This is a genomic window from Streptomyces sp. NPDC087422, from assembly GCF_044744145.1.
In the GTDB taxonomy this organism is placed as follows: Bacteria; Actinomycetota; Actinomycetes; order Streptomycetales; family Streptomycetaceae; genus Actinacidiphila.
In genome coordinates, this window is the sequence record NZ_JBIUXT010000001.1 from 1003112 (window position 1) to 1028768 (window position 25657).

19 protein-coding genes and 2 tRNA genes are annotated in these 25657 nt (G+C 70.7%); 7 read left to right on the forward strand and 14 right to left on the reverse strand.

Annotated elements, in window-relative coordinates; genetic code table 11:
* Positions 1 to 68: 68 nt before the first annotated feature.
* Positions 69 to 2702, reverse strand: coding sequence for a valine--tRNA ligase (locus tag ACIO6U_RS04730; protein ID WP_391160356.1), 2634 nt, complete (start codon positions 2700 to 2702; stop codon positions 69 to 71).
* Between the two features lie 118 nt (positions 2703 to 2820).
* On the opposite strand from ACIO6U_RS04730, the gene ACIO6U_RS04735 reads away from it, so the two are divergent.
* Positions 2821 to 3810: a hypothetical protein gene (locus ACIO6U_RS04735; protein WP_401715520.1), complete on the forward strand. Its 990-nt coding sequence runs from the start codon at positions 2821 to 2823 to the stop codon at positions 3808 to 3810.
* A gap of 139 nt (positions 3811 to 3949) precedes the next feature.
* On the opposite strand, the gene clpX is transcribed toward ACIO6U_RS04735, so the two are convergent.
* From clpX to ACIO6U_RS04760, 5 genes are all read right to left on the reverse strand, one after another.
* Positions 3950 to 5233 (reverse strand): ATP-dependent Clp protease ATP-binding subunit ClpX, encoded by a 1284-nt coding sequence (gene clpX / locus ACIO6U_RS04740; protein ID WP_188282316.1) that lies wholly within the window; start codon positions 5231 to 5233, stop codon positions 3950 to 3952.
* Positions 5234 to 5398: 165 nt separating this feature from the next.
* A complete protein-coding gene (locus tag ACIO6U_RS04745; RefSeq protein ID WP_223187111.1) occupies positions 5399 to 6073 on the reverse strand; it encodes an ATP-dependent Clp protease proteolytic subunit in 675 nt (224 codons plus the stop codon).
* 69 nt (positions 6074 to 6142) lie between these two features.
* Complete coding sequence (locus ACIO6U_RS04750) at positions 6143 to 6745, reverse strand: ATP-dependent Clp protease proteolytic subunit (protein WP_355349570.1); 603 nt, start codon at positions 6743 to 6745, stop codon at positions 6143 to 6145.
* A gap of 399 nt (positions 6746 to 7144) precedes the next feature.
* Entirely contained in the window at positions 7145 to 8530 is a 1386-nt protein-coding gene (tig, locus tag ACIO6U_RS04755) for a trigger factor (RefSeq protein WP_401715522.1), read from the reverse strand.
* A gap of 208 nt (positions 8531 to 8738) precedes the next feature.
* Positions 8739 to 8815: transfer RNA gene (locus ACIO6U_RS04760), tRNA-Pro, on the reverse strand.
* 120 nt (positions 8816 to 8935) lie between these two features.
* Here ACIO6U_RS04760 and ACIO6U_RS04765 point away from each other — a divergent pair.
* Positions 8936 to 9009: transfer RNA gene (locus tag ACIO6U_RS04765), tRNA-Gly, on the forward strand.
* A 137-nt stretch (positions 9010 to 9146) separates the two neighbouring features.
* Here ACIO6U_RS04765 and ACIO6U_RS04770 read toward each other — a convergent pair.
* Entirely contained in the window at positions 9147 to 9599 is a 453-nt protein-coding gene (locus tag ACIO6U_RS04770; RefSeq protein WP_355349524.1) for an Lrp/AsnC family transcriptional regulator, read from the reverse strand.
* Between the two features lie 193 nt (positions 9600 to 9792).
* Here ACIO6U_RS04770 and ACIO6U_RS04775 point away from each other — a divergent pair, with 193 nt between their 5' ends.
* Positions 9793 to 10875: an asparaginase gene (locus ACIO6U_RS04775; RefSeq protein WP_401715524.1), complete on the forward strand. Its 1083-nt coding sequence runs from the start codon at positions 9793 to 9795 to the stop codon at positions 10873 to 10875.
* Here ACIO6U_RS04775 and ACIO6U_RS04780 read toward each other — a convergent pair.
* Together ACIO6U_RS04780 and ACIO6U_RS04785 are read right to left on the reverse strand one after the other, a co-directional pair.
* Positions 10840 to 11034 (reverse strand): hypothetical protein, encoded by a 195-nt coding sequence (locus ACIO6U_RS04780; RefSeq protein WP_093715861.1) that lies wholly within the window; start codon positions 11032 to 11034, stop codon positions 10840 to 10842. The two genes, ACIO6U_RS04775 and ACIO6U_RS04780, sit on opposite strands and share 36 nt — an antisense overlap.
* Positions 11035 to 11168: 134 nt before the next feature.
* Positions 11169 to 12314 carry a PP2C family protein-serine/threonine phosphatase gene (locus tag ACIO6U_RS04785; protein ID WP_355349518.1) on the reverse strand — a complete coding sequence of 382 codons (1146 nt, stop codon included), beginning with the start codon at positions 12312 to 12314 and terminating at the stop codon, positions 11169 to 11171.
* 117 nt (positions 12315 to 12431) lie between these two features.
* On the opposite strand from ACIO6U_RS04785, the gene ACIO6U_RS04790 reads away from it, so the two are divergent.
* Entirely contained in the window at positions 12432 to 13661 is a 1230-nt protein-coding gene (locus tag ACIO6U_RS04790; protein WP_401304564.1) for a GNAT family N-acetyltransferase, read from the forward strand.
* 6 nt (positions 13662 to 13667) lie between these two features.
* On the opposite strand, the gene ACIO6U_RS04795 is transcribed toward ACIO6U_RS04790, so the two are convergent.
* From ACIO6U_RS04795 to ACIO6U_RS04815, 5 genes are all read right to left on the reverse strand, one after another.
* Entirely contained in the window at positions 13668 to 14492 is an 825-nt protein-coding gene (locus ACIO6U_RS04795) for an Fpg/Nei family DNA glycosylase (RefSeq protein WP_401715526.1), read from the reverse strand.
* 8 nt (positions 14493 to 14500) lie between these two features.
* Positions 14501 to 14989 (reverse strand): ribose-5-phosphate isomerase, encoded by a 489-nt coding sequence (locus ACIO6U_RS04800; RefSeq protein ID WP_391047626.1) that lies wholly within the window; start codon positions 14987 to 14989, stop codon positions 14501 to 14503.
* Positions 14990 to 15031: 42 nt separating this feature from the next.
* A complete protein-coding gene (locus ACIO6U_RS04805) occupies positions 15032 to 15616 on the reverse strand; it encodes a biotin transporter BioY (RefSeq protein ID WP_355349506.1) in 585 nt (194 codons plus the stop codon).
* Between the two features lie 243 nt (positions 15617 to 15859).
* Positions 15860 to 16249 (reverse strand): VOC family protein, encoded by a 390-nt coding sequence (locus tag ACIO6U_RS04810; protein ID WP_355349503.1) that lies wholly within the window; start codon positions 16247 to 16249, stop codon positions 15860 to 15862.
* Positions 16250 to 16286: 37 nt separating this feature from the next.
* Positions 16287 to 16952, reverse strand: coding sequence for a DsbA family protein (locus ACIO6U_RS04815; protein ID WP_391047630.1), 666 nt, complete (start codon positions 16950 to 16952; stop codon positions 16287 to 16289).
* Positions 16953 to 17187: 235 nt separating this feature from the next.
* Between ACIO6U_RS04815 and pepN the strand changes: the two genes are divergently transcribed.
* The 3 genes from pepN to ACIO6U_RS04830 all read left to right on the forward strand — a co-directional run bounded on the left by pepN (position 17188) and on the right by ACIO6U_RS04830 (position 25509).
* On the forward strand, positions 17188 to 19776 hold the full coding sequence (gene pepN / locus ACIO6U_RS04820) for an aminopeptidase N (RefSeq protein WP_401715529.1): 2589 nt from the start codon (positions 17188 to 17190) through the stop codon (positions 19774 to 19776).
* 1025 nt (positions 19777 to 20801) lie between these two features.
* Complete coding sequence (locus ACIO6U_RS04825; RefSeq protein ID WP_401715531.1) at positions 20802 to 21962, forward strand: hypothetical protein; 1161 nt, start codon at positions 20802 to 20804, stop codon at positions 21960 to 21962.
* A gap of 202 nt (positions 21963 to 22164) precedes the next feature.
* Positions 22165 to 25509, forward strand: coding sequence for a S8 family serine peptidase (locus ACIO6U_RS04830; RefSeq protein WP_401715533.1), 3345 nt, complete (start codon positions 22165 to 22167; stop codon positions 25507 to 25509).
* Positions 25510 to 25657: the final 148 nt, after the last annotated feature.

The following is a 25657-nucleotide window of genomic DNA, read 5'->3' on the forward strand; positions in this document are numbered from 1 at the left end:
GACCGCGGGTGCGCGGTCCGGGCCCGTGGCACACGGTGGCCCTTCGGGGCGGGCGGCCCTCGGTGCGGTCAGGCCGAAGGGAGGGCCGCGATCTGCGCGGTGATCCGGGCGATGTCGGCCTCGGCGGTCGCCAGCCGCGTACGGATCTTGGCCACCACCGGCTCGGGCGCCTTGCCGAGGAACGCCTCGTTGCCCAGCTTCTTCTCGGCGTCGGCCTTCTCCTTCTCGGCCAGGCCGAGATCCTTGGTGAGCCGCTTGCGCTCGGCCGGAACGTCGATCGTGCCGGACAGGTCGAGCGCGACCGTGGCGCCCGCGACCGGCAGCGTCGCGGTGGCGTGGAAGTCCTCGCCCGCGGGCTGGAGCCGGAGCACCTGGCGGATGGCGTCCTCGTGCGGCGCGAGCAGCGTCCCGTCCAGGGTCAGCAGCGCCGGGACCTTCTGGCCGGGCTGGAGCCCCTGGTCGGAGCGGAAGCGGCGGACCTCGGTGACCACCCGCTGGACCTCGGCGATCTCCGCCTCGGCCGCCGCGTCCCGGAAGCCGCTGTCGCTCGGCCAGTCCGCGACGACCAGCGACTCGCCGCCGGTCAGCGTCGTCCACAGCGTCTCGGTGACGAAGGGGACGATCGGGTGCAGCAGCCGCAGCATCACGTCCAGGACCTCGCCCAGGACCCGCCCGGAGACCCGGGCGCCGTCGCCGCCCGCGAAGAAGACGGTCTTGGACAGCTCCACGTACCAGTCGAAGACCTCGTCCCACGCGAAGTGGTAGAGGCTGTCGCTGAGCTTCGCGAACTGGTAGTCGTCGTACAGGCCGTTGACCTCGGCGACGACCGTGTTCAGCCGGGACAGGATCCACCGGTCGGTGGCCGACAGCTCCTCGGGCGCGGGCAGCGGGCCCTGGACCGTGGCGCCGTTCATCAGCGCGAAGCGCGTGGCGTTCCAGATCTTGTTGGCGAAGTTGCGGGACGCCTGGACCCAGTCCTCCCCGATCGGCACGTCCGCGCCGGGGTTGGCGCCGCGGGCCAGGGTGAAGCGGACGGCGTCCGAGCCGTACTTGTCCATCCAGTCCAGCGGGTCCACCGAGTTGGGGTTGGACTTGGACATCTTCTTGCCGAACTCGTCGCGGACCAGGCCGGTCAGCGCGATGGTGTGGAACGGCGGGGTGCCGTCCATCGCGTACAGGCCGAACATCATCATCCGGGCGACCCAGAAGAAGATGATGTCGTGCCCGGTGAGCAGGACGTCGGTCGGATAGAACTTCTCCAGATCCGGCGTCTGTTCGGGCCAGCCCAGCGTGGAGAACGGCCACAGGGCGGACGAGAACCAGGTGTCCAGGACGTCGGAGTCCTGCGTCCAGCCCTCGCCGGACGGCACCTCGTCGTCCGGTCCGACGCAGATCTGCTGGCCGTTCGGCCCGTACCAGACGGGGATGCGGTGGCCCCACCACAACTGGCGCGAGATGCACCAGTCGTGCATGTTGTCGACCCAGTCGAAGTACCGCTTGTTCAGCTCCGGCGGGTGGATCCTGACCCGGCCGTCGCGGACCGCGTCGCCGGACGCCTTCGCCAGCGGCTCGACCCTGACCCACCACTGGAGGGACAGCCGCGGCTCGATGGTGGTCTTGCAGCGCGAGCAGTGGCCGACGGAGTGGACGTAAGGACGCTTCTCCGCGACGATCCGGCCCTGTTCGCGCAGCGCCTCGACGATCGCGGACCGCGCCTCGAAGCGGTCCAGGCCCTGGAAGGGGCCGGGCGCGGTGATGACCGCGCGCTCGTCCATGACGGTCAGCGACTCCAGGCCGTGCCGCTGGCCGATCGCGAAGTCGTTCGGGTCGTGCGCGGGCGTCACCTTGACGGCGCCGGTGCCGAACTCCGGGTCGACGTGCGTGTCCGCGACGACCGGGATCGTCCGGTCGGTGAGCGGCAGCTTGATCCGCTTGCCGACCAGGTGCCGGTACCGCTCGTCGTCCGGGTGGACGGCGACGGCGGTGTCGCCGAGCATCGTCTCGACGCGGGTGGTCGCCACGACGACCGTCTCGTCGCCCTCGCCGTACTTCAGCGAGACCAACTCGCCGTCGTCGTCCTGGTAGTCGACCTCGATGTCCGAGATCGCCGTCATACAGCGCGGACACCAGTTGATGATCCGCTCGGCGCGGTAGATCAGCTCGTCGTCGTACAGCTTCTTGAAGATGGTCTGGACGGCCTTGGACAGGCCCTCGTCCATGGTGAAGCGCTCGCGGGACCAGTCCACGCCGTCGCCGAGGCGGCGCATCTGGCCGAGGATCCGGCCGCCGTACTCCTCTTTCCACTGCCAGACGCGGTCGACGAACGCCTCGCGGCCGATGTCGTGCCGGGACTTGCCCTCGTCGGCGAGCTGCTGCTCGACCTTGTTCTGGGTGGCGATGCCCGCGTGGTCCATTCCGGGCAGCCACAGCGACTCGTAACCCTGCATCCGCTTGCGGCGGGTGAGGGCGTCCATCAGCGTGTGCTGGAAGGCGTGACCCAGGTGGAGCGTGCCCGTGACGTTCGGCGGCGGGATGACGATGGTGTACGCGGGCTTGTCGCTCTTCGCGTCCGCCTCGAAGTAGCCGCGTTCTACCCAGCGCTCGTACAGCGCCCCCTCTACCTCGGCCGGCGTGTAGGTCGTCGGCAGTTCGGGGGTGCTGTGCGGCCCGCGGTCGGGGCTCTGCTGAGAGTTGTCGGTCACGGCACGATTCTACGGTGGCGGACCATCCCGTTACGAATCCGTATCGCCCCCGCTGTAAGAACCCGATAAAGGATCGGCGAGGATGGTCCGACGGTCGTAAACGAGGGGACCACCTGACATGAGTGACAACCAGCCGCCGCCGAACCCGTACGGGCACCAGCCCCAGCAGGGCGGATACGGGCAGCCGCAGCCGCAGCAGCCGCAGCAGGGCGGATACGGGCAGCCGCAGCAAGGTGGTTACGGCCAGCCGCCGCAGCAGCCGTACGGCCAGCCCCAGGGGCAGCCCGGTTACGGCTACCCCCAGCAGGGCCCGCCGCAGCAGGCGCCGTACGGGCAGCCGCAGCAGCAGCCGGGGTACGGCTACGGCGGCCAGCCGCCCGTGCCGCCGCAGGGCGGTGGCGGCGGGAAGCGCACCGGGATCATCATCGGCGCCGTGGTGGCGCTGGTCGCGATCGGCGCCGGGGTCTTCTTCCTCACCAAGGGCAGTGACGGCGACAACAGCGCCAACGGCGGCAAGGGCGGCGGCAAGAGCACCGTCAAGAACGACGGCAAGCAGTACAAGCTCATCACGCCCGAGACCGTCGCGGAGACGTACAAGAAGTCGAAGGACGCGGACACCGGCGACGGCTTCGACGCCAAGGACGTCACGCTGCTCAAGACGCTCGGCGTCACCGACCCCCAGCAGGTCAGCTCGGGCTACACCAGCGGGTCCCAACTCACCGGCAAGCTGCTGGAGTTCAGCGGTGTCTACGGCAAGGTCGCGGACCCGCAGAAGGTGGTCGACGGCATGTTCGCCGACCTGAAGAAGCAGGCCGCCGACGACAAGGAATCCGGCGGCGGCAAGACCGAACTGGTCGGCAGCCCGCAGAAGGTGCAGCCCGCGGGCATGGACGACGCCGTCATGTCGTGCCAGAACACCAAGTACACCGAGGGCAGCAAGTCGTTCACCACACCGATCTGCCTGTGGGCCGACTACAGCACCGTCGGCTACACCCTGCCGGTCGACCTGGCGACGGCCACCACCGGCGTCGGCAGCGGCATGCCGATCGACGAGGCGGCGGCGCTCACCGCGAAGGTCCGCAAGGACGTGCGCGTCCCGCTCAACTGACGCCGTACGCCGACGCGTTCGGCGTGAGCGTTCCGCGCAGACGTTCCGCGCAGACGTTCCGCGCAGACGTTCCGCGCAGACGGAAGGGGGCGCCCGGATCCACCGGGCGCCCCCTTCGCGTGTGCTCGTATCTGTGGCGCTACGCGCTCTTCTGCTCGCCCTTGCCGACGATGCGCGGCTCACGCGGCACCAGCGTCGGGTTGACGTTGGAGTGCACCACATCGGCCGTGATGACGACCCGGGCCACGTCCTTGCGGGACGGCACCTCGTACATCACCGACTGGAGGACTTCCTCCATGATGGCCCGCAGACCGCGGGCGCCGGTCTGCCGCAGGATCGCCTGGTCCGCGATGGACTCCAGCGCGCCGTGCTCGAACTCCAGCTCCACACCGTCGAGTTCGAAGAGTTTTTGGTACTGCTTCACCAGCGCGTTGCGCGGCTCGACCAGAATCTGGAGGAGCGCCTCGCGGTCGAGGTTGTGCACGCTGGTGATGACGGGCAGCCGTCCGATGAACTCGGGGATCATGCCGAACTTGACCAGGTCCTCGGGCATGATCTCGGAGAACTGGTCGGCCATGTCCAGCTCGCGCTTGGAGCGGATGGTCGCACCGAAGCCGATGCCCTTGGCGCCCGCGCGGGACTCGATGATCTTCTCCAGACCGGAGAAGGCACCGCCCACGATGAACAGCACGTTCGTGGTGTCGATCTGGATGAACTCCTGGTGCGGGTGCTTGCGCCCGCCCTGCGGCGGCACCGAGGCCGTCGTGCCCTCCAGGATCTTCAGCAGCGCCTGCTGCACGCCCTCGCCGGACACATCGCGGGTGATCGACGGATTCTCGCTCTTGCGGGCGACCTTGTCGATCTCGTCGATGTAGATGATCCCGGTCTCGGCCTTCTTGACGTCGTAGTCCGCCGCCTGGATCAGCTTCAGCAGGATGTTCTCGACGTCCTCGCCCACGTAACCGGCCTCGGTGAGGGCGGTCGCGTCCGCGATGGCGAACGGCACGTTGAGCATGCGGGCCAGCGTCTGGGCCAGCAGCGTCTTGCCGGAGCCCGTCGGGCCGAGCAGCAGGATGTTGGACTTCGCCAGCTCGATCGCGTCGTCGTGCCCGCGGCCGGCGTTCTCACCCGCCTGGACCCGCTTGTAGTGGTTGTACACCGCGACCGACAGGGCCTTCTTCGCGGGCGTCTGCCCGACCACGTAGCCCTCGAGGAACTCGTAGATCTCCCGCGGCTTGGGCAGGTCCTCCCAGCGCACCTCGGAGGACTCGGCCAGCTCCTCCTCGATGATCTCGTTGCAGAGATCGATGCACTCGTCGCAGATGTACACACCAGGGCCTGCGATGAGCTTCTTCACCTGCTTCTGGCTCTTTCCGCAGAATGAGCACTTCAGCAGGTCGCCGCCGTCACCGATGCGTGCCACGAGGTGTTTCCCCTTCGCCTGGGATCCGCCGAGATCAACGGAGCCTGGTGCTTCTCTCATCGACGGTACCTTGCCGCGACCCCCGTGTGGGCCCCCCTTGGACGTACTCACTCAGTGGAGTCCAAGGAGGGCCACCCGCGCGACCGGTCCGTTGTCCGACTGTGTTCAGACCGTCACAGAGGTCTTGCGGGTCGAGACGATCTGGTCGACCAGCCCGTAGGCCAGCGACTCCTCGGCGGTAAGGATCTTGTCCCGCTCGATGTCGTCGCGGATCTGCTCGATCGGCGTCGTGGAGTGCTTGGCCAGCATCTCTTCGAGCTGCTGCCGCATCCGGATGATCTCGTTGGCGGCGATCTCCAGGTCGGAGACCTGCCCGCGGCCGGTCTCGCTGTACGGCTGGTGGATCAGCACCCGCGCGTTCGGCAGCGCCATCCGCTTGCCGGGGCTGCCGGCGGCCAGCAGGACCGCGGCGGCGGACGCCGCCTGGCCCATGCAGACCGTCTGGATGTCCGGCTTCACGAACTGCATCGTGTCGTAGATCGCCGTCAGCGCGGTGAAGGAGCCGCCGGGGCTGTTGATGTAGACCGAGATGTCCCGGTCGGGGTCCATGGACTCCAGGCACAGGAGCTGCGCCATGACGTCGTTGGCCGACGCGTCGTCGATCTGCACGCCGAGGAAGATCACGCGCTCCTCGAAGAGCTTCGCGTACGGGTCGTACTCGCGCACGCCCTGCGAGGTGCGCTCGACGAAGCGCGGAATGATGTAGCGGGCCTCGGCACCGAACACACCGGGCCGCTCGGCCTCGGTGCGCTCGTACAGGCCGCTGCCGGGGAAGTTCATGCTGTTCACGTCCACCGTCCTGGTGATGATGCGGAAGCTGGGTGCTGTCGGCTGGGGTTCCTGAACGGATCAGGCGCCGGTGCCGCCACCGCCCGGGACCTCCGTGGCGGACAGCATGACGCCGTCCAGCAGGCCGTACTCCTTGGCCTCCTCGGCGGAGAACCAGCGGTCGCGGTCGGAGTCCTTGGTGATCTGGTCGAAGCTCTGCCCGGAGTGCTGGGCGATCAGCTCGGCCATGCGGCGCTTGGTGTGCAGCAACTGCTCGGCCTGGATCTTGATGTCGGTGGCGGAGCCGCCGAGACCCGCGGAGGGCTGGTGCATCAGGATGCGGGTGTTCGGCAGGGCGAAGCGCTTGCCGGGGGTGCCCGCGGTCAGCAGGAACTGGCCCATCGAGGCGGCCATGCCCATGGCGATCGTCACGACGTCGTTCTTGATGAACTGCATCGTGTCGTAGATCGCCATACCGGCGGTCACGGAGCCGCCGGGGCTGTTGATGTAGAGGAAGATGTCCTTGTCCGGCTCGGCTGCCAGGAGAAGGAGCTGGGCGGTGATCTTGTTGGCGATGTCATCGTCGACCGCCTGGCCGAGGAAGATGATTCGCTCGCCGAGCAGTCGGTTGTAGACCTGGTCGCCGAGGCCACCGAGAGTCGGCTCGCCGGCGGCGGAAGGCATCGGAGTCGTCACGTATCCACCTGCTCGTTGTCGGACGGCCGTGAAGCCGTCACAGGGTCTTCGTCCGGGCCGGGGCCGACCCCTTCTGGTGCCGAGCCCCCGCCCTCCTACTTACGGACCCTAACGCGCAGGTGGGGCCCAGCAATCCCCTACGCGGAACTGTTCGCTGCCAGCGGAGACCAAGACGCCGCGCCGGCACAGGGGGTTGGTGGCCCGGCCCGGACGTGCCTGCGCGTTCACCTCGCGGAGGCGGGTGCTTCGAGGGGCGCGGGGAACCGCGCGGCACGTCCCCACCGGCCGGTGGTCCGAGAACAACCGTGACTGCCCCCTCCGGGGCCGGTGGTGACGTGCAGCCGTCGTCGTGGCTGATCGCGCGGTTCCCCGCGCCCCTGACGGGGCTCAGACCTGCTCGACAGGCTCCGGCTTCTCGTCGGCGGCCTCGGCGGCCTCAACCGTCTCGCCGTCCTCGTCCTCTTCGTCCTCGAGGTCCACGACCTCACCGTTGGTGTCCGTGACCTTGACGGACTCCACGACGACCGCGAGCGCCTTGCCGCGGGCGACCTCGCCGACGAGCATCGGCACCTGGCCGCCTTCGACGACGGCCTGGGCGAACTGGTCGGGAGACATCCCGGAGGTCGCCGCACGGCGCATGAGGTGCTCGGTCAGCTCCTCCTGGTTGACGGAGAGCTTCTCCTTGTTGACCAGCTCGTCCAGCAGGAACTGCGTCTTGATGCCCTTGACCGCCTGGGCCTCGAGCTCCGCGTCGTACTCCTCGCGCGTCTTGCCCTCGCGCTCCAGGTACGTGTCCCAGTCCAGACCCATCTGCGGGAACTGGTGGTGCTCCAGGTTGTGGGTCCTGGTCTCGATCTCGTCCTTGAGCAGCTTCTCCGGGATCGGCACCTCGGACAGCTCGATGAGCGCGTCGAGGACCTTCTCCTGGGCGGCGGTCGCCTGGTCGTACTGCTTCATCCGCTCCAGGCGCTTGCGGCTGTCCGCGCGCAGCTCCTCAAGGGTGTCGAACTCGCTCGCGAGCTGGGCGAAGTCGTCGTCCAGGGCGGGCAGTTCGCGGGCCTGTACGTCGGAGACGTCGACCTTGACCTCGGCGGCGCTGCCGGCGGCGGAGCCGCCCTTCAGCTCGGAGGTGAAGGTGGCGGAGCCGCCGGCCTCCAGGCCGATGACGGCCTCGTCGATGCCGTCGAGGAGCTGGCCGGAGCCGATGGTGTAGCTGACGCCCTTGGCGACGCCGTCCTCCAGCACCTCGCCGTCGACGGAGGCTTCGAGGTCGACGATCACGACGTCGCCCTCGGCCGCCGCGCGCTCGACCGTGGTGGTCGAGGCGAAGCGGTCACGGAGCTGCTCCAGCGAGGTGTCGACGTCCTCGTCGGTGACCTCGACGGCGTCCACGACGACCTCGATGCCGGAGTAGTCCGGGATCTCGATCGCGGGGCGGATGTCCACCTCGGCGGTGAACTTCAGCTCGTCACCGTCGTTGAACTCGGTGATGTCGACGTCGGGCTGGCCGAGTACGTTCAGCTCACCCTCGTTGACCGCCTCCGTGTAGAACTTCGGCAGCGCGTCGTTGATGGCCTCTTCGAGGACCGCGCCACGGCCGAACCGCTGGTCGATGACGCGCGCAGGGATCTTGCCCTTGCGGAAGCCCGGCACCGTGACCTGCTGGTTGATCTTCTTGTACGCCGCGTCGAGGCTGGGCTTGAGCTCCTCGAAGGGCACCTCGACAGTGAGTCGAACCCGAGTCGGGTTCAGAGTCTCGACGGCGCTCTTCACGGTTGGGTCTCCTTGGGGGCTTTACGTTGATGGGGGCGGCCGGATCATCCGGTGATCTCGCCGGATCGTCCGGTGATCTCGTCCGGCAAGCAGTACACGGCATGCCGCGCGCTCGGTCGCCAGCGGCCCATCCTACCGGTACCACAATGCGCACGGTCCGGGCCTTCGTGCCCCGGCCCCCAGAATCCCCTCGGGATCGCGGAACCGCTGGTCGGGGTGGCCGGATTCGAACCGACGGCCTTCCGCTCCCAAAGCGGACGCGCTACCAAGCTGCGCCACACCCCGCTGGTGCGACACGTAGAGTACATGCCCCCGTACGCGTGGGCAGCCGGTATTCCCCCGCCGGTTCACCGGTTCGACCGGCTACTATCCGATGTGCCACAATCACTGGCGCATCACACTCCCGCGGGCGTAGCTCAATGGTAGAGCCCTAGTCTTCCAAACTAGCTACGCGGGTTCGATTCCCGTCGCCCGCTCCACGGCCTCCGGCCCGGTCGGTATCACCCGACCGGTGTCCGGGGGCTTTCTGTTTCCCCGGGCCGCGACCGGCGCCGGGTCGGCCGGGGTCGCCTCGGGTCAGCCGGGGTCGGCCCGGGTCGGCCCGGGCCGCGGCCTTCTAGTCGACCGGGATGCCCTGGGGGGACTTGATGCGCTTCATGATCATCTGGGAGTTGACGTCGCTGACGCCCGGCAGGTCGATGAGCTGGTCGGTCCAGAAGCGCTCGTAGGCGTCGGAGTCGGCGACGGCGATGCGCAGGAGGCAGCCGGGGGCGCCGTAGAGGCGATAGGCCTCGACGACGTCGGGGGTGGACTGGACCTCGGCCTCGAAGGCGGCGACGGAGGCGCGGTCGCGGCGTACCTCGACGGAGGCGAAGACCTCGAAGCCGCGGCCGACGGCGGCCGGGGCGACGACCGCGCGGTAGGTCTCGATCACTCCGTCGTCCTCCAGCTGCCGCACCCGGCGCAGGCACGGGGAGGGCGTGAGGCCGACCCGCTGGGCCAGTTCCTGGTTGCTCAGCCGGCCGTCGGCCTGGAGCTCGCGCAAGATTCGTCTGTCGATGGCGTCCATGGTGGCAATACCTACCACTCGGTGGCCGAATACCGGTCGGTACGAGCAATCAAATGTCAGGTCTACGCGCATATCATTGCACCGGGTGCAGAGTGGGTAAGTGTCACCCCGAGGAGTGGGGACATCCGGCGGCGTCCGGAGAGCCCCGCGCGAACGCACCGGACGCGCACAATCAGACGGAGGCGAAGGCATCGTGCGACACGTCGTGGTCATCAGCACCGGGGGCACCATAGCCAGCCGATGGCAGGGCGACGGGTACGCGGCGGAGGCGGCAGGGCAGGAAGTGCTCGCCGCCGGCGCGGTGCCCGAGGGCGTCGAGGTCCGGGTGGTGGACCTGTTCACCGTCAACAGCTCGCGCCTGACCACCGACCACCAGCTGCGGCTGCTGCACGCCGTGCACGAGGTGCTGGCCGATCCGGCGGTGGACGGCGTGGTGGTCACCCACGGCACCGACACCCTGGAGGAGTCCGCCTTCTTCCTCGACCTCTTCCACGGCGACCGCCGCCCGGTGGTCTTCACCGGCGCGCAGAAGCCGCTGGACGCGGAGGACGGCGACGCGGCGGGCAATCTGTACGACGCGCTGCTGACCGCGGCCACCGGCCGCGACATCGGCGCGGTGATCGTCTTCGCGGGCCAGGTCTGGGCCGCCCGCGGCACCGTCAAGCAGCACACCGTGGACGCGCACGCCTTCGGCGCGCCGGACGGACTGCCGCTGGGCCGCGTCGAGTTCGGCCGGGTGACGTGGGGCCGCCGCCGTCCGCGCCCCGAGCCGCTGCCGCTGCCCGCGCCCGGCGCCGTACCGCCGCGGGTGGACGTCCTGATGCACCACAGCGACGGCGACACCGTGCTCTTCGAGGCGGCGCTGGGCGCGGGCGCGCGCGGCGTCGTCGTGGTCGGCACGGGCGCGGGGAACGCGAATCCGCAGGTCGCGGAGGCGGTACGGAAGGCGACGGCGGACGGCGTCCTGGTCGCGGTCAGCACGCGGGTCGCGGCGGGCGCGGTGGCGCCGCTCTACACCGGCGGCGGGGCGGTCGACCTGGTGGCGGCGGGCGGGCTGCTGGCGGGCACTCTGCGTCCCGGCCAGACACGTATCGCGGTGCTGGCGACGCTGCTCTCGCTCACGTCGCCGTCCTCGGACCTGTCCCGTCTGCCCTCGGAGCAGGACGGACGGTCCGGCACGGGCACCGCCACCGCCGCGTTGCGGCGGATTCTGGAGGCGGCCCCGCAGGCGCTGCCCGCGTCAGAGCTTTATCTGGTTGATGGTGTCGGCAAGTGAGGTCAGGAATCGGTTGACCGACGGCGCCATGTTGGTGGAGGCGAGGAAGAAACCGAAGAGGGCCGCCACTATCGCCGGACCCACCTTGATGCTCTTCCCCCGGATCATGACCACCAGGATGATCGCCAGCAACAGCACTACGGACAGGGAGATGGCCACAGCGGTTCACTTCCTCTTCACGGTACGCCTCGCCGGTCCGGGAGCATGGAGCCGCGCCCCCGCCCCGCCCGGTCCCATGGTGCCATCGGGGAACGACAGTTGGACCCGAAGGCCCATAGTCCCATTCCCGTCGGCTAGTCCCTGCACACCACGAGTAGCGCCCGGTCGTCGTTGACATCCTTGGCGACCGCTTCGATCAACCGCCAGGCGGAGCCCCGGAATCCGGTCGCCACGAAGCGGTCCGCCTCGCCGATCAGCCGGTCGATGCCCTCGGAGATGTCCTTGTCCGGCGTCTCCACCAGGCCGTCCGTGAACAGCATGAGGACGTCCCCCGAGCGCAACGTCCCCTTCACGCCGTGGAATTCGGCCCCGTCGTAGACCCCGAGCAGCGGGCCCTCCGCGGCCTTCTCCTCCCACCGGCCGCTGCCCGCGTGCAGTTGCACCCCTGGGAGGTGCCCGGCGGACAGCAGTTCGTAGTCGCCGCTCTCCAGGTCGAGCACCAGGTGCACGGAAGTGGCGAAGCCCTCGTCCCAATTCTGCCGGAGCAGATAGCCGTTGGCGGCGGTGAGGAAGGAGTGCGGCGGCAGCGAGCCGAGCAGGCCGCCGAAGGCGCCGGACAGCAGCAGCGAGCGGGAGGCGGCGTCCATGCCCTTGCCGGAGACGTCGGTGAGCACGGCCTCCAGCGTCCGGCCGCCGACCGAACCGCGGGTGGCCACCACGAAGTCGCCGGAGAAGGACTGGCCGCCCGCCGGGCGCAGCGCCATCTCGGCGTGCCAGCCCGCGGGCAGCCGCGGCAGTCTGCTCTGGACCCTGATCCGCTCCCTGAGGTCGAAGAGCATGGTGTGGCCGCCCCGCCAGGGCACGCCGACCCGCGCCCTGAACTGGGCGATGACCAGGCCGGTGAGCGCCACCGCGGTGACCACCAGGACGGTGCCGGGCGTGACGCGGGCCGGGCCCTCGCGGTACGGGCCGAGCGCCGCGGATTCCGCGACCAGCGCGACGGCGGAGGCCGCGTAGAGGAGCAGCAGGCTGGAGGGGCGCAGCAGCAGGCCGCCGGTGAGGATCGGCAGGACCAGGGAGCTGGGCGGGCACCAGACGGGCAGGCTCACGGTGGTGTACGCCAGCGCGGGGACGGTGAGGATCAGTACGGTGAGGCCGACCCAGTCGGAGGCGCCGCCGCGGAAGTAGTCGACCCCGGCCCTGCGCACACCGAGCCGGGCCCGGTGCAGCCATCTGCTCCACCGCAGCCCGAGCCCCTCGCCCGCGACGCCCTTTGCCATGTCTTGGCGACCCTATCGACCGTTCGCCCCGCCGTGCAGGGCGGATACCCCCCGACCTGTCACGTAGACGGCGGAAATACGTTCGCCCGCGGACGGCGCGGCTGGTAGGCAGGGCCTATGACGACGGAACTGCGGGTGCTGGAGCGGGACGACTGGGAAGAGTTCTACGGCCGCCTGGAGCGGGCTTTCGGCGGGCCGGCCGAGCCCCCGGAGGAGCGGGGGCTGTGGCGTGAACTGACCGAGCTGGAAAGGTCGTTGGCGGTGTGGGACGGCGGGGAGATCGTCGGCACCGCGGGCGCCTTCTCGTTCCGTGTGACGGTGCCCGGCGGGGCGTCGCTGCCCGCCGCGGGCGTGACCATGGTGAGCGTGCAGCCGACGCACCGCCGCCGCGGTGTGCTGACCTCGATGATGCGCAGGCAGCTCGACGACGTGCGCGAGGGACCCGAACCGGTCGCCGTGCTGACCGCGTCGGAACCGGCGATCTACGGCCGGTTCGGCTACGGCACGGGCACGTTGCAGCTCCGCGGCAACGTCGACACGACCAGGACCGCCGTCAGGGCCCTGCCGGGCGTGGACGACGTACGGCTGCGGCTGGTGCCGCTGGAGGCGGCGGGCGAGGCGTGCGAGGCCGTCTACGCGCGGGTGGTGCCGACCCGGCCCGGCATGCTGGCCAGGCGGCCCGGCTGGGAGCGGGTGCCGCTCCTCGACGCCCCGGCGAGCCGGGACGGCGCGGGCGAGCGGCTGTGCGTGGTGGCCGAGGTGGACGGTGAGGTACGCGGTTACGCGCGCTACTCGGTGAAGCTGTCGTGGAGTTCCTTCGGTCCCGACAACATCGTGAAGCTGAGCGACGTCGAGGCGCTGGACCCGGTGGTCTACGCGGCGCTGTGGCGCTATCTGTCCTCCATCGACCTCACCTCGCGGGTGGCGTTCTACAACCGGCCGGTCGACGACCCGCTGCTGCATCTCCTGTCCGACGTACGCCGCGGTGAACTGGCCTTCCGCGACAGCCTGCACGTGCGCCTGGTGAATCTCGGCGAGGCGCTGGAGGCGCGGACGTACACCGCCCCGGTGGATGTGGTGCTGGAGGTGGAGGACGCCTTCTGCCCCTGGAACGCCGGGCGTTGGCGGCTGTCGGGCGACGCGAAGGGCGCGACGTGCGAGCGGACCGCGGACGCGGCCGACCTGGCGCTGTCCGTCAAGGAGTTGGGCGCGGCCTACCTGGGCGGGCCGACGCTGCGCGGGCAGGCGGAGGCGGGGCTGGTACGTGAACTGCGGCCGGGGGCGCTGGCGGAGGCGTCCAGGGCGTTCCGCGGGGACGTCGAGCCGTGGCTGCCGCACGGCTTCTGAGATCGGTCAGCTCACCGGAGGATGCCCGGGCTGGCAGACCGGGCACCAGAAGAGATTGCGGGCCGCGAGCGGCCGGGTGCTGATCCCGGTGCCGCACACCAGGCAGGGCTGTCCGGTGCGCCGGTAGACGTACACCTCGCCGCCGTGGTCGTCCTGGCGCGGCGGGCGGCCCATCGCCTCGGGGGTGTGCTCGGGGCGCACGGTGTCGATCCGGTTGGTCCGTACGCCCCCGCGCATCAGCGTCACCAGATCGGACCACATCGCGTCCCACCGCTGACGCGGCAGTTCACGCCCCGGCAGGAACGGGTCGACGCCGTGCCGGAAGAGCACTTCGGCGCGGTAGACGTTGCCGACGCCCGCGATGACCTTCTGGTCCATCAGCAGCGCGGCGACGCTGATCCGGGAGCGGGACAGCCGCTGCCACACCCGCTCGGGGTCGTCGCCCGGCCGCAGCGGGTCGGGGCCGAGGCGGTCGTGTATCGCCCGCTTCTCCGGCTCGGTGATCAGCTCGCAGGCGGCCGGGCCGCGCAGATCCGCCCAGTGCGCGCGGTTCGCCAGCCGCAGCCGTACGGTGTCGGTCGGCGGCGGCGCCTTGCCGTCGCCGAAGGTGACCTTGCCGATCAGGCCGAGGTGGATGTGCACCCAGCCGGTCGCGCCGAAGCCCAGGAACAGGTGCTTGCCGTGGGCCTCGGCGCTCTCCAGCACCTGCCGGTCGACGAGCGCGGCGCTGTCGGAGAACTTGCCCTGCGGGCTGCTCGCCCGGACCGCCCCGCCGCCGAACCGCTCGCGGTGGTCGGCGGCCAGGCGGTGGATCGTGTGGCCTTCCGGCATCGCCCGCGTCAGCCCTGGCGGGGGTGGTGGTCCGGGACCGGCGGCAGCTCGCCGGTCGCCTCGTACGCGCTCAGCATGTCGATACGGCGCTGGTGGCGCTCCTCGTGCGAGTACGGGGTGGTGAGGAAGATCTCCACGAATTTCGTGGCCTCCGCCTCGGTGTGCATCCGGCCGCCGATGCTCAGCACGTTCGCGTCGTTGTGCTCCCGCGCCAGCGACGCGGTCTGCTCGCTCCACGCCAGCGCCGCGCGGACGCCCTTGACCTTGTTCGCGGCGATCTGCTCGCCGTTGCCCGACCCGCCGATCACGATGCCGAGGCTGCCCGGCTCCCCCGCCGCGCCCTCGGCCGCCCGCAGGCAGAACGGCGGGTAGTCGTCCACCGCGTCGTAGATGTGCGGCCCGCAGTCCACGGGCTCGTGGCCGTGGAGGGTCAGCCACTCCACGAGGTGGTTCTTGAGTTCAAAACCGGCATGATCGGACCCGAGGTAAACGCGCATGCGATGAGTTTTGCATGTCCGGCGGGCCGGAGCGGGGGTGCCCTACCGGGTGAGCCGCCAGGCCGCGGGGAGCAGGCCCATCGCCAGGACGGCCTTGAGCGCGTCGCCCAGGAGATACGGGGTCAGGCCGAGGGAGACGGCCTGGGACGCGGACAGATGGGCGGACCAGGCGAGGTAGGGGACGCCGATCGCGTAGATCACGGCGGAGCCGAGGACCATGACGCCCGCGGTGCGCGCGACGGTGCGGTCGCCGCCGCGGCGGGCGAGGGCGCCGACCACGCCGGAGGCCAGGAGCATGCCGAGGATGTAGCCGAAGCTGGGCATGGACCAGCCGGAGGCGCCCTCGGAGAACCAGGGGAGCCCGGCGACACCGGCGGCGGCGTACAGGGCGAGGGCGGCGAAGCCGCGGCGGGCGCCGAGGGCGGTGCCGACCAGCAGCGCGGCGAAGGTCTGGCCGGTGACCGGGACGGGCGAGCCGTGCACCGGGACCGAGAGCTGCGCGGCCAGGCCCGTGAGCACGGCGCCGCCGACGACCAGGGCGGTGTCGCGGACGCGCGAGGCGGGCAGCAGGTCGGCCAGGACCGCTCCGGGGGCTCGGGAAACGGCGACGGATTCGGCGGTGGTCATCGGTACTCCGCGGGGTGAGGACGGTCGGGGACACCGTGACGCTAACGCAGCGGCCGAGCGTGATCATCGTGAGAAGGGAACAAAGCCGCGAGCGACCGGTTGGAGACTTCCGTGCACCGTCAAGTTATCGGCGCGGTCTGGGGAGTCGGGGAGTTTCGGCAGGTCGCGTGAGGCATCTCACGTCCGTGACATGCGTCGGGGCGGGACCTCGCGGGCCCGCCCCGACTGCCGTGCCGGTCAACGTCACTTGTGGGGTTCGATCAGATCCCACCGGTTGCCGTAGAGGTCCTGGAAGACCACGACCGCGCCGTACGGCTCGTAGCGCGGCTCCTCCTCGAAGACGACCCCGGCGGCGACCATCCGTTTGTAGTCGCCGTCGAAGTCGTCGGTGGTGAGGAAGAGGCCGACCCGGCCGCCGGTCTGGTCGCCCACGCGGTCCGCCTGGGCGAGGTTGCCCGCGCGGGCGAGCAGCAGCGCCGTCTCGGACGAGCCGCGGGGCGCGACCACCACCCACCGGCCGCCGTCCGCGCGGGGCGTGTCCTCGCGCAGCTCGAAGCCGAGCGCGCGGGTGTAGAAGTCGATGGCCTCGTCGTAGTCACGCACGACGAGCGCCACCAGCCCTAGATGTGCCATCGGCGCGGCACCCCGTCCCGAACCCGGTCCCCCGCGCTCACTCGAAGCTCGGGCCCTTGGTGCGGGTGCGCTTGATCTCGTAGAAGCCGGGGATCGAGGCGACCAGCAAGGTGCCGTCCCAGAGCTTGGCGGCCTCCTCGCCGCGCGGGGTGGGGGTGACGACCGGGCCGAAGAAGGCGATCTGCTCGCCGTCGTCGCCGGGGACGGCGATGACGGGGGTGCCGACCTCCTGACCGACCTTGTCGATGCCTTCCTTGTGGGAGGCGCGCAGCTCGGTGTCGTACTCGTCGGAGTCCGCGTAGTCGGCGAGGTCGGCGGGCAGGCCGACCTCTTCGAGCGCGGCGACGACGGTCTCGCGGGTCTTGGGCAGGCCCTGGTTGTGGAAGCGGGTGCCGAGGGCGGTGTAGAGCCGGCCCACGTACTCCTCGCCGTACTTCTGCTGGGCGGCGACGACGACCCGGATCGGGCCCCACGCGTCGCGCAGGAAGGTGGCGTACTCCTCGGGCAGCGTGTCGAGCTTGTCCTCGTTGAGCACCGCCAGGCTCATGGCGTGCCAGCGCACCTCGACCGGGCGGACCTTCTCGACCTCCAGCATCCAGCGGGAGGTCATCCACGCCCAGGGGCACAGCGGGTCGAACCAGAAGTCGGCCGGGGTCTTGTCGTTGCCTGGCCGGTTGTCGGTCTCGGGGGCGGTCGCGGTCACTGCGTACTCCTCGAACGGATCGTGCCGGGCGGCACGGGGGGGCATGTGGGCTCACGGGGACATGAGTCCTCTGTGACGCACAACGCGCGACCGACGCGACGGCATTCCCCGTACCCCTCCCCCGTACGCCCCCCGTGGGAGGATGCGGGACGCTGTGACCACCCGGGAGACCCCCGGGGCCGCCCATGAGCCCACAGACCCGCTGGGCCTGTGAGAACAGACAAAGGAGTCGCCCGTGCCCGGCGAGAACCTCAGCCGCGAGGAGGCCCGTGAGCGGGCCTCGATCCTGTCCGTCGAGCGCTACGACGTGGCCCTCGACGTACGGTCGGCGGTGGACCCGGCCGACGCGGGCGGGGACCGCACCTTCCGGTCGACGACCGTGATCGACTTCCGGTGCTCGCGACCCGGCGCCTCGTCCTTCGCGGACCTGCTCGCCCCGGCCGTCACCTCCGTCCGGCTCAACGGCCGGGAGCTGGACCCGGCGGCCGTCTTCGACGGCACCCGGATCGCGCTGGACGACCTCGCGGAGCGCAACACCCTCGTGGTCGACGCGCGTTGCGCGTACAGCAGGACCGGCGAGGGGCTGCACCGCTTCGAGGACCCGGAGGACGGCGAGGTCTATCTGTACACGCAGTACGAGCCCGCCGACGCGCGCCGCGTCTTCGCCAACTTCGAACAGCCCGACCTGAAGGCGCCGTTCACCTTCCAGGTGACCGCGCCCGAGGGCTGGACGGTGCTGAGCAACAGCGAGCGGGACGGCGAGCCGGTGCCGTACGAGGGCGACGGCGGCGGCGCGGTGTCGCGCTTCCTGCCGACGCAGCCGATCTCGACGTACATCACGGCGGTCGTCGCGGGCCCGTACCACGTGGAGCACGACCACTACTCGCGGACCTTCGAGGACCGGGCGGTGCTCGACGTGCCGTTGAGCGCGCTGTGCCGCAGGTCGCTGGCCCGGCACTTCGACGCGGACGAGATCTTCACGGTCACCAAGCAGGGCCTGGACTTCTTCCACGACAACTTCGACTACCCGTACCCCTTCGGGAAGTACGACCAGGCGTTCGTGCCCGAGTACAACATCGGCGCGATGGAGAACCCCGGATGTGTCACCTTCCGGGAGGAGTTCGTCTTCCGCGGCAAGGTCACCCGCGCGTCGTACGAGGGCCGGGCCAACGTCATCCTGCACGAGATGGCGCACATGTGGTTCGGCGACCTGGTCACCATGCGCTGGTGGGACGACCTGTGGCTGAAGGAGTCCTTCGCGGACTTCATGGGCGCCTTCGCGATGGTGGAGGCCACGCAGTACGACGCCGGGTGGATCACCTTCGCCAACCGGCGCAAGGCGTGGGCGTACCGCGCCGACCAACTCCCCTCCACGCACCCGGTGGTCGCCGACATCCGCGACCTCCAGGACGCGAAGCTGAACTTCGACGGCATCACGTACTCCAAGGGCGCCTCGGTGCTCAAGCAACTCGTGGCGTACGTGGGCCGGGACGCCTTCCTGGAGGCGGCGCGCCGGTACTTCAAGCGGCACGCGTACGGCAACACCACGCTCGCCGACCTGCTGGCGGTGCTGGCCGAGACCTCGGGCCGCGACATGGCGCAGTGGTCGCGGGCGTGGCTGGAGACGGCGGGCGTCAACTCCCTGACCCCGCAGGTGGTCTACGGCGCGGACGGGAAGATCACCGAGCTGTCGGTGCTCCAGACCGCCGCCGAGTCGCACCCCGAACTGCGCCCGCACCGCGTCGCGGTGGGCCTGTACCGGCGGGTGCCGGGCGGCGCGCTCGAACGGTACGCGCGGGTCGAGACCGACGTGTCGGGCCCGGTGACCGTGGTGGACGGCCTGACCGGCCAGGACCGGCCCGAGCTGGTGCTGGTCAACGACGACGACCTGACGTACTGCAAGATCCGCTTCGACGAGGTGTCACTGGACACGCTCCGCGCCCATCTCGGCGACCTCACCGATCCGTTGGCGCGAGCGCTGGCGTGGTCGGCGGTGTGGAATCTGACCCGTGACGGGCTGATGCCCGCCCGTGACTACCTCGGTCTCGTGCTGCTCTTCGCGGGCTCCGAGAGCGACATCGGGGTGCTCCAGTCGCTGCACCAGCAGGCGCGCTCCGCGCTGTCGCACTACGTGGCGCCCGACCACCGCGAGGAGGCCGCCAGGTCGCTCGCCGAGGGCGCGCTGCGGGAGCTGCGGCAGGCGGAGCCGGGCAGCGGCCACCAGTTGGCGTGGGCGCGGTTCTTCTCCTCCGTGGCCTCGTCGGCGGCCGATCTCCAGTTGCTGCGCGGGCTGTTGGACGGCTCGGCGAAGATCGACGGGCTCGACGTCGACCAGGAACTGCGCTGGACCTTCCTCGAGACCCTCACCGCCGAGGGCGACGCGGACGCGGCGGCGGTCGCGGCCGAGCGCTCCCGCGACGACACCGCCTCCGGTCACCGGCACGAGGTGCGCTGCCTGGCCGCGCGGCCCTCCGCGCAGGTCAAGGCGGCGGCCTGGGCCGATGTCGTGGACTCCGACCGGCTCTCCAACGCCTTGGTCGAGGCCACCATCGCGGGCTTCGCGCAGCCTGGGCAGCGGGGGTTGACGGCGCCGTACGTCGAGCCGTACTTCGCCTCGATCGAACGCGTGTGGGGCGAGCGGTCGATTGAGATCGGCATGGCGGTGGTGCGGGGTCTGTTCCCGCACCACCAGGGTCCTGAGGCGCTGGCTGCGGCCGACGCGTGGCTCTCCTCCCGCGCCGACGCGGCGCCCGCCTTGCGGCGCTTGGTCGTTGAGTCGCGCGACGACCTCGCGCGGGCGCTCCGCGCCCAGTCCCTGCGGTGAGCTGACCGGGGGGTGTCTTTGCCCGCCCCGCCCACCCGTGCGGGTGCTTTTTCGTCTGCGGGTGCCGCTTGTGCCTGGGTCGGTGCCGGTCCGGGGCACCTCCTCGAAATGCGGCTACCTGGCCCCGCGTATCCAGTGCCCTTCTTGTCACCGCATTTCTGCGGGGGCACCCCGGCCCGTCCCCTCCGGGTACGTCGGCGTCCGACGGTCCGGTGGGGGTGGCCGGGAGGGGGGTGGGTGGGTACGGGTACGTCGGCGTCCGCCTGCCGGTGGGGGTTGCGGAGGGGGGTGGGTGGGTTCGGGTACGTCGGCGTCCGACGGTCCGTGGATGGCCGGGATGGGTGTCCAAGATCGTGAGGGTGCCCCGAGCGCCCTCCGCCCAAGGGGCTGGGGGCACCCTCTCACGCTCCGCAGGTGGGCGGGTGTCGAAGACCGTGGGGGTTCCCCGGACGTCCTCCACCCAAGGGGCTGGATGGGTGGGCACCCTCGGACGGTCCGCAGGCGGAGGGCTGTCGCAGACAGGCGGTCTCCGCCGATGCCCACAGCGGAGGGACACCTCCCCCAGCCACAGCGCACGGGCGGACGCCGACGTAATGGAGCCCACCCACCCCCTCGCCGCCCCCACAGCGGACCGTCGGCTTTCCCCGCACCTCAGCCCACCCACCCCCTCCCGGCAACCCCCACCGGCAGGCGGACGCCGACGAGCGAGGAGGGGACGGGGCGGGGTGCCCCCGCAGAAATACGTTGACGGCCGGGTGCCGGATTCGCGAAGGCCAGGTGATACGGATTTCGAGGAGGTGCCCCGGCCCGGCACCGACCAGGCACAAGCGGCACCCGCAGACGACAAAACACCCGCACGGGTGGGCGGGCGGGCAAAGAGCAGGCCCCCGGAGGGGGTCACCCGAATAGGTGAAAAGGTAAGCTCGGCATCCGAACACGTGGACTTTAGCCCAGGCTTGTCCGGGTTTGTCGACGGGCGTGTAACAGCGGTTAGTGACGGGGCCGGCGGCGGGAACGACCACGGCATGAGCATCGAGAACCCTCACACACACCGCACCGCCGACCACCTCCGCACCGCCCACAGCGTCTTGACGGTCCGTCAGCTCAGGGAGCGCGGCGTGACGCCGGGCGTGATCGCGGAGCGGTGCCGCCCGGGAGGGCCGTGGCAGCAGGTGCTGCCGCAGGTGTACCTGCTGCACTCCGGGCCCCCGAACAGCGCGGAGCGCCTGGAGGCGGCGCTGCTGTACGCGGGCCGCGATCCGGGAGCGCACGGCCCGCTCGGCGGCGGCCGGGAGGCGATGGTGACCGGGCTGGCCGCCCTCGCCCTGCACCGCTTCTCTTCGGTGCCGCCGCTGCCGGGGCTGCCCCGGATCGACGTCCTGGTGCCGCGGCAGCGCAGGCTGCGCGACGCGGGCGACGTGGCGATCCGCAGGACCAACGCGCTGCCCCGCCCGCAGGAGGTCGCCGGACTGCCCTGCGCGCCGGTGCCGCGCGCCCTGGCCGACGCCGTCGCGGAGCTGGACGACGCCGAGACGGTGCGGCGGCTGCTGACCGAGGCGGTGCGCGGCGGGCACTGCGACGCGGGCGCCGTACTGGAGGAGCTGGAGCACGCGCGGCTGCTGGACCGGCCGCAGGTGGCGGCGGCGCTGGACGCGCTGCTCGCCGAGGGCCGGTCGGTCGCCGAGGACCGGCTGATCGCGATGGTGCGCCGCCACGCGCTGCCCGACCCGGTGTGGAACGTCGACCTGCGGCTGCCGGGCGGCCCGCCGCTGGGCGGGGTCGACGCGTACTGGCCGGAGCACGCGGTGGCGGTGGAGATCGACGCGCGCACCGTACGGCCGGGCCCGGCGGCGGGCGGGGACGGCCACGACGACGTATACGCGACGGACGCGTACGGGGACGGCGACGCGTACGGACCGGGTGGCACGTACGGTCCCGGCGGCGCCTTCGACCAGCTCTTCGACCGGGCCTTCGAGCACGGTTTCGAGAACGCCGAGGACGACGCCGTGTGGTCGCGCTACGCCCGTGAGCGGGAGCGGCTGGAGGCGCTGGGCATCACCGTCATCCACCTCACTCCGGCCAAACTGAGGGACTCCGCCGAGCAGCAGGCGGCGATCGTCAGGACCGCGCTGATGGCGTCCGCCGACCGGACACCCGCCGCGTATGTGGTGGTCACCCCGAGGTGACCACCCGTCACACGAGGAAGCGGGGTCCCGGCGATTTACCCCGACCCGTACCGTATTCGTCCTGATGGCGGTTGGCGGAAACACGTCATGCCCAGACCATTGGACGGTCAACACTCCCCAAAGGGGAGTCAATTCCAGCAATGTGAGCGATCGACCGGCTCCGTTTTCCGAACAGACCACCTCGGTCCGAACAGGGATGCCCATGCCACTCGCTCACATTCCCGGCAAGAGACGCGCGGCCCGTATCGCGCTGGCCGCGGGTCTGGTTGCCGCGCTGTCGGCCGCCGGCCCCGCGCTCGCGATCGCGGACGCGCCCGCCTCGCCCTCGTCGCCCTCCTCCACCCCCGCGCCCGGCCCCGGCTCGCCGGACAAGGGCGCCGCCGACAAGGGCGGAGCCGCGGACAAACTCGGGTCCGCGGACGCCTCGCTGCTGGCCAAGGCCAAGGCGGACGGCGACAAGAACGTCACCTTCATGGTCGCCACCAAGCCCGGCAGCACCGGCCAGGTCGCCGACAAGCTGGACGCGCAGGGCGCCAGCGTGGGTCTGCGGTACGACAAGATCGGCTATGTGCGGGCCACCGTGCCGACCGGCAAGGCGGACCAGGCCATCGCGGCGGCGCAGAAGCTGTCCTCGGTCATCGCGATCGACCTCAAGCAGGAGATCAAGCTCGACGACCCGACCCCGGCGGCGGACACCACCGCGGCGGCGGCCAAGAACGGGAAGGCGTCGGCCACGACGTACCCCGGTCCCGGCAAGGACACCCCGGCCAAGAACCCGTACCAGCCGGCGTTCGAGACCGGCGCGGTCGACTTCGTCAAGGACAACCCGAAGTACGACGGCCGCGGCGTGACCATCGGCATCCTGGACTCGGGTGTGGACATCGGCCACCCGGCGCTCCAGAAGACCACCACCGGTGAGCGCAAGATCGTCGACTGGATCACCGCGACCGACCCGATCCTCGACGGCGACGCCACCTGGCGCCCGATGGTGACCGCGGTCTCCGGCCCGGCCTTCACCTCCTCGGGACGCACCTGGAAGGCGCCCGCGGGGAACTACTACTTCAGCACGTTCGCCGAATCCGCCACCATCGGCGGCGACATGAACGGCGACCTGAACCGCGACGGCGACACCACCGACAAGTGGGGCGTGCTGTACGACCCGGCCGCCGGTACGGTCCGCGTGGACCTGAACGACAACGGCGACTTCACGGACGACACCGCGATGAAGCCGTACAAGGACGGTTTCCAGATCGGCCACTTCGGCACCGACAACCCGGCGACGCCGATCTCCGAGTCGATCCCGTTCACCGTCGAGATCCGCAAGAACGTGCCCATGGACCCCTACGGCGGGACCTGGGTCGGCAAGACCGCGGACTTCGTGAACTTCGGCCTCGTGGAGTCCGAGCACGGCACGCACGTGGCGGGCATCACCTCCGCCAACAGCCTGTTCGGCGGCAAGATGAACGGCGCGGCGCCCGGCGCGAAGATCGTCTCCTCGCGCGCCTGCACCTGGAGCGGCGGCTGCACCAGCATCGCGCTCACCGAGGGCATGATCGACCTGGTCGTCAACCGGCACGTGGACGTGGTCAACATGTCCATCGGCGGTCTCGGCGCCCTCAACGACGGTGCCAGCGCCCGCGACCAGCTCTACAAGGAGCTGATCGACACCTACGGCATACAGCTCGTGATCTCCGCGGGCAACGACGGCCCCGGCGTCAACACCATCGGCGACCCCGGCCTCGCGGACCACGTGCTCAGCGTCGGCGCGTCCATCTCCAAGGAGACCTGGGCGGCCAACTACGGCTCGCAGATGACCGTTCCGTACTCGATGATGCCCTTCTCCTCGCGCGGCCCGCGTGAGGACGGCGGCCTCGCCCCGGTCATCACCGCGCCCGGCGCGTCCATCAACACCATCCCGACCTGGGAGCCGGGCGGGCCGGTGAAGGAGGCGGGCTACACCCTGCCGCCCGGCTACGCGATGCTCCAGGGCACCTCGATGGCGTCCCCGCAGGCCGCCGGAGCCTCCGCGCTGCTGCTGTCCGCGGCCAAGGCCAAGCACCTGACGGTCAGCCCCGCGCAGCTCCGTACCGCGCTGACCAGCACCGCCAAGTCGATCCCCGGCACGCAGACCATCGACCAGGGCGCCGGTCTCATCGCCGTCGGCCCGGCCTGGAACCTGCTCAAGCAGGGCGGCAAGACCAACACGTACACGGTCAAGGCGCCGGTCAACACGGTGCTGAAGGACTACCTCGTCACCCCGGGCTTCGGCACCGGCGTGTACGACCGTGAAGGCGGCCTCCAGGCCGGGCAGTCGCGGACGTACGACGTCACCGTGACCCGTACCAGCGGTCCGGTCTACGCCCAACTGCACACGCTCACCTGGGCGCACAACGACGGCACGTTCAAGGTGGCCAGCCCGCTGGTGCTGCTGCCGCTGAACAAGCCGGTCACCGTGAAGGTCACCGCGAAGCCGAAGTCGGTGGGCGCGCACAGCGCGTTGCTGAACATCGACGACCCGCTGACCCGCGGCATCGACTCGCAGATGTCGGCCGCGGTGCTCGTCTCCACCCCGGTCGCGGGCCCGTCGTACACGCTGACCCGCTCCGGCAGCATCGAGCGCGACACCACGAGGTCGTACTTCGTGAAGGTCCCGGCGGGCGCGACCTCGCTGGAGGTCGCCATGGACGGGCTCAAGACCGGCAGCCAGACCCGGTTCCTGACGATGCACCCGTACGGTGTGCCGCTGGACTCGACCCAGACCATCGACTGCTACCCGAACTACGACAACCCCAACAACAAGTGCCGCCCGGACGTGCGCTCCTACGCCAACCCGATGCCGGGCGTGTGGGAGATCGCGGTCGAGGCGCGCCGCACCTCGCCGCAGCTCGACAACCCGTACAACCTGTCGGTGACGCTGCTCGGCGTGGCCTTCGACCCGGCGGTCAAGACGGTTCCCGAGGCCAAGGTCGGCACGCCGACCCCGGTCGACTGGACGGTCACCAACGGCTTCGCCCCGATCCAGGGCAAGCTCAAGGGCGGCCCGCTCGGCTCGGCGTTCACCGCCAAGCCGACGATCGCCGACGGTGACACGCAGACCACCACCTTGACGCTCGGCCCCGGCGCCTCCCGGCTCGACGTGTCGATCGGCGGGACGTCCGACACGGCCGCCGACCTCGACCTGTACGTCTACCGGGACGGGGTGCTCGTCGCGCAGTCCGCCAGCGGCGGCTCCGACGAGCGGGTCAGCCTGGCCAACCCGCCCGCGGGCACGTACACCTTCGAGGTGGACGCCTACGCCGTACCGGCGGGGACGACCACCTACGACTACGAGGACGTCTACTTCTCCGACGCCCTCGGTACGGTCACGGTGGACGACACCACCACGGTCAACCTGCCGCACGGCGCTTCCGCCAAGGTCTCGGCCTCGCTCCTGGCCTCGGCCGCGGCGCCCGAGGGACGCAAGTTCTTCGGTGAGGTGCAACTGCTCAACGCGCGCGGCTCGGTCGCGGGCAAGGGCAGCGTGATCATCACGAAGACGACGCCGTAACGGAGTTGTCCTTCGGGGGGTGGGGGGGGGGGGGGGCCCCCCCCCCCCCCCCGCACGGAACCCTTGCGGGCGGGGTGCTTCGGGCGCCCCGCCCCCGCCGGCCCCAACCCACAAACACACACACAACAGGGGGGGCGGGGCGGGGGGC

Coding starts and splice junctions, on each gene's coding strand:
- ACIO6U_RS04785 (WP_355349518.1), bottom strand. CDS start 12,314: ATGGCAAAGGGCGTCGCGGGCGAGGGGCTCGGGCTGCGGTGGAGCAGA.
- ACIO6U_RS04825 (WP_401715531.1), top strand. CDS start 20,802: ATGAGCATCGAGAACCCTCACACACACCGCACCGCCGACCACCTCCGC.
- ACIO6U_RS04745 (WP_223187111.1), bottom strand. CDS start 6,073: ATGAACTTCCCCGGCAGCGGCCTGTACGAGCGCACCGAGGCCGAGCGG.
- ACIO6U_RS04830 (WP_401715533.1), top strand. CDS start 22,165: ATGCCACTCGCTCACATTCCCGGCAAGAGACGCGCGGCCCGTATCGCG.
- ACIO6U_RS04750 (WP_355349570.1), bottom strand. CDS start 6,745: ATGCCTTCCGCCGCCGGCGAGCCGACTCTCGGTGGCCTCGGCGACCAG.
- ACIO6U_RS04790 (WP_401304564.1), top strand. CDS start 12,432: ATGACGACGGAACTGCGGGTGCTGGAGCGGGACGACTGGGAAGAGTTC.
- ACIO6U_RS04800 (WP_391047626.1), bottom strand. CDS start 14,989: ATGCGCGTTTACCTCGGGTCCGATCATGCCGGTTTTGAACTCAAGAAC.
- ACIO6U_RS04805 (WP_355349506.1), bottom strand. CDS start 15,616: ATGACCACCGCCGAATCCGTCGCCGTTTCCCGAGCCCCCGGAGCGGTC.
- ACIO6U_RS04795 (WP_401715526.1), bottom strand. CDS start 14,492: ATGCCGGAAGGCCACACGATCCACCGCCTGGCCGCCGACCACCGCGAG.
- ACIO6U_RS04810 (WP_355349503.1), bottom strand. CDS start 16,249: ATGGCACATCTAGGGCTGGTGGCGCTCGTCGTGCGTGACTACGACGAG.
- ACIO6U_RS04770 (WP_355349524.1), bottom strand. CDS start 9,599: ATGGACGCCATCGACAGACGAATCTTGCGCGAGCTCCAGGCCGACGGC.
- ACIO6U_RS04735 (WP_401715520.1), top strand. CDS start 2,821: ATGAGTGACAACCAGCCGCCGCCGAACCCGTACGGGCACCAGCCCCAG.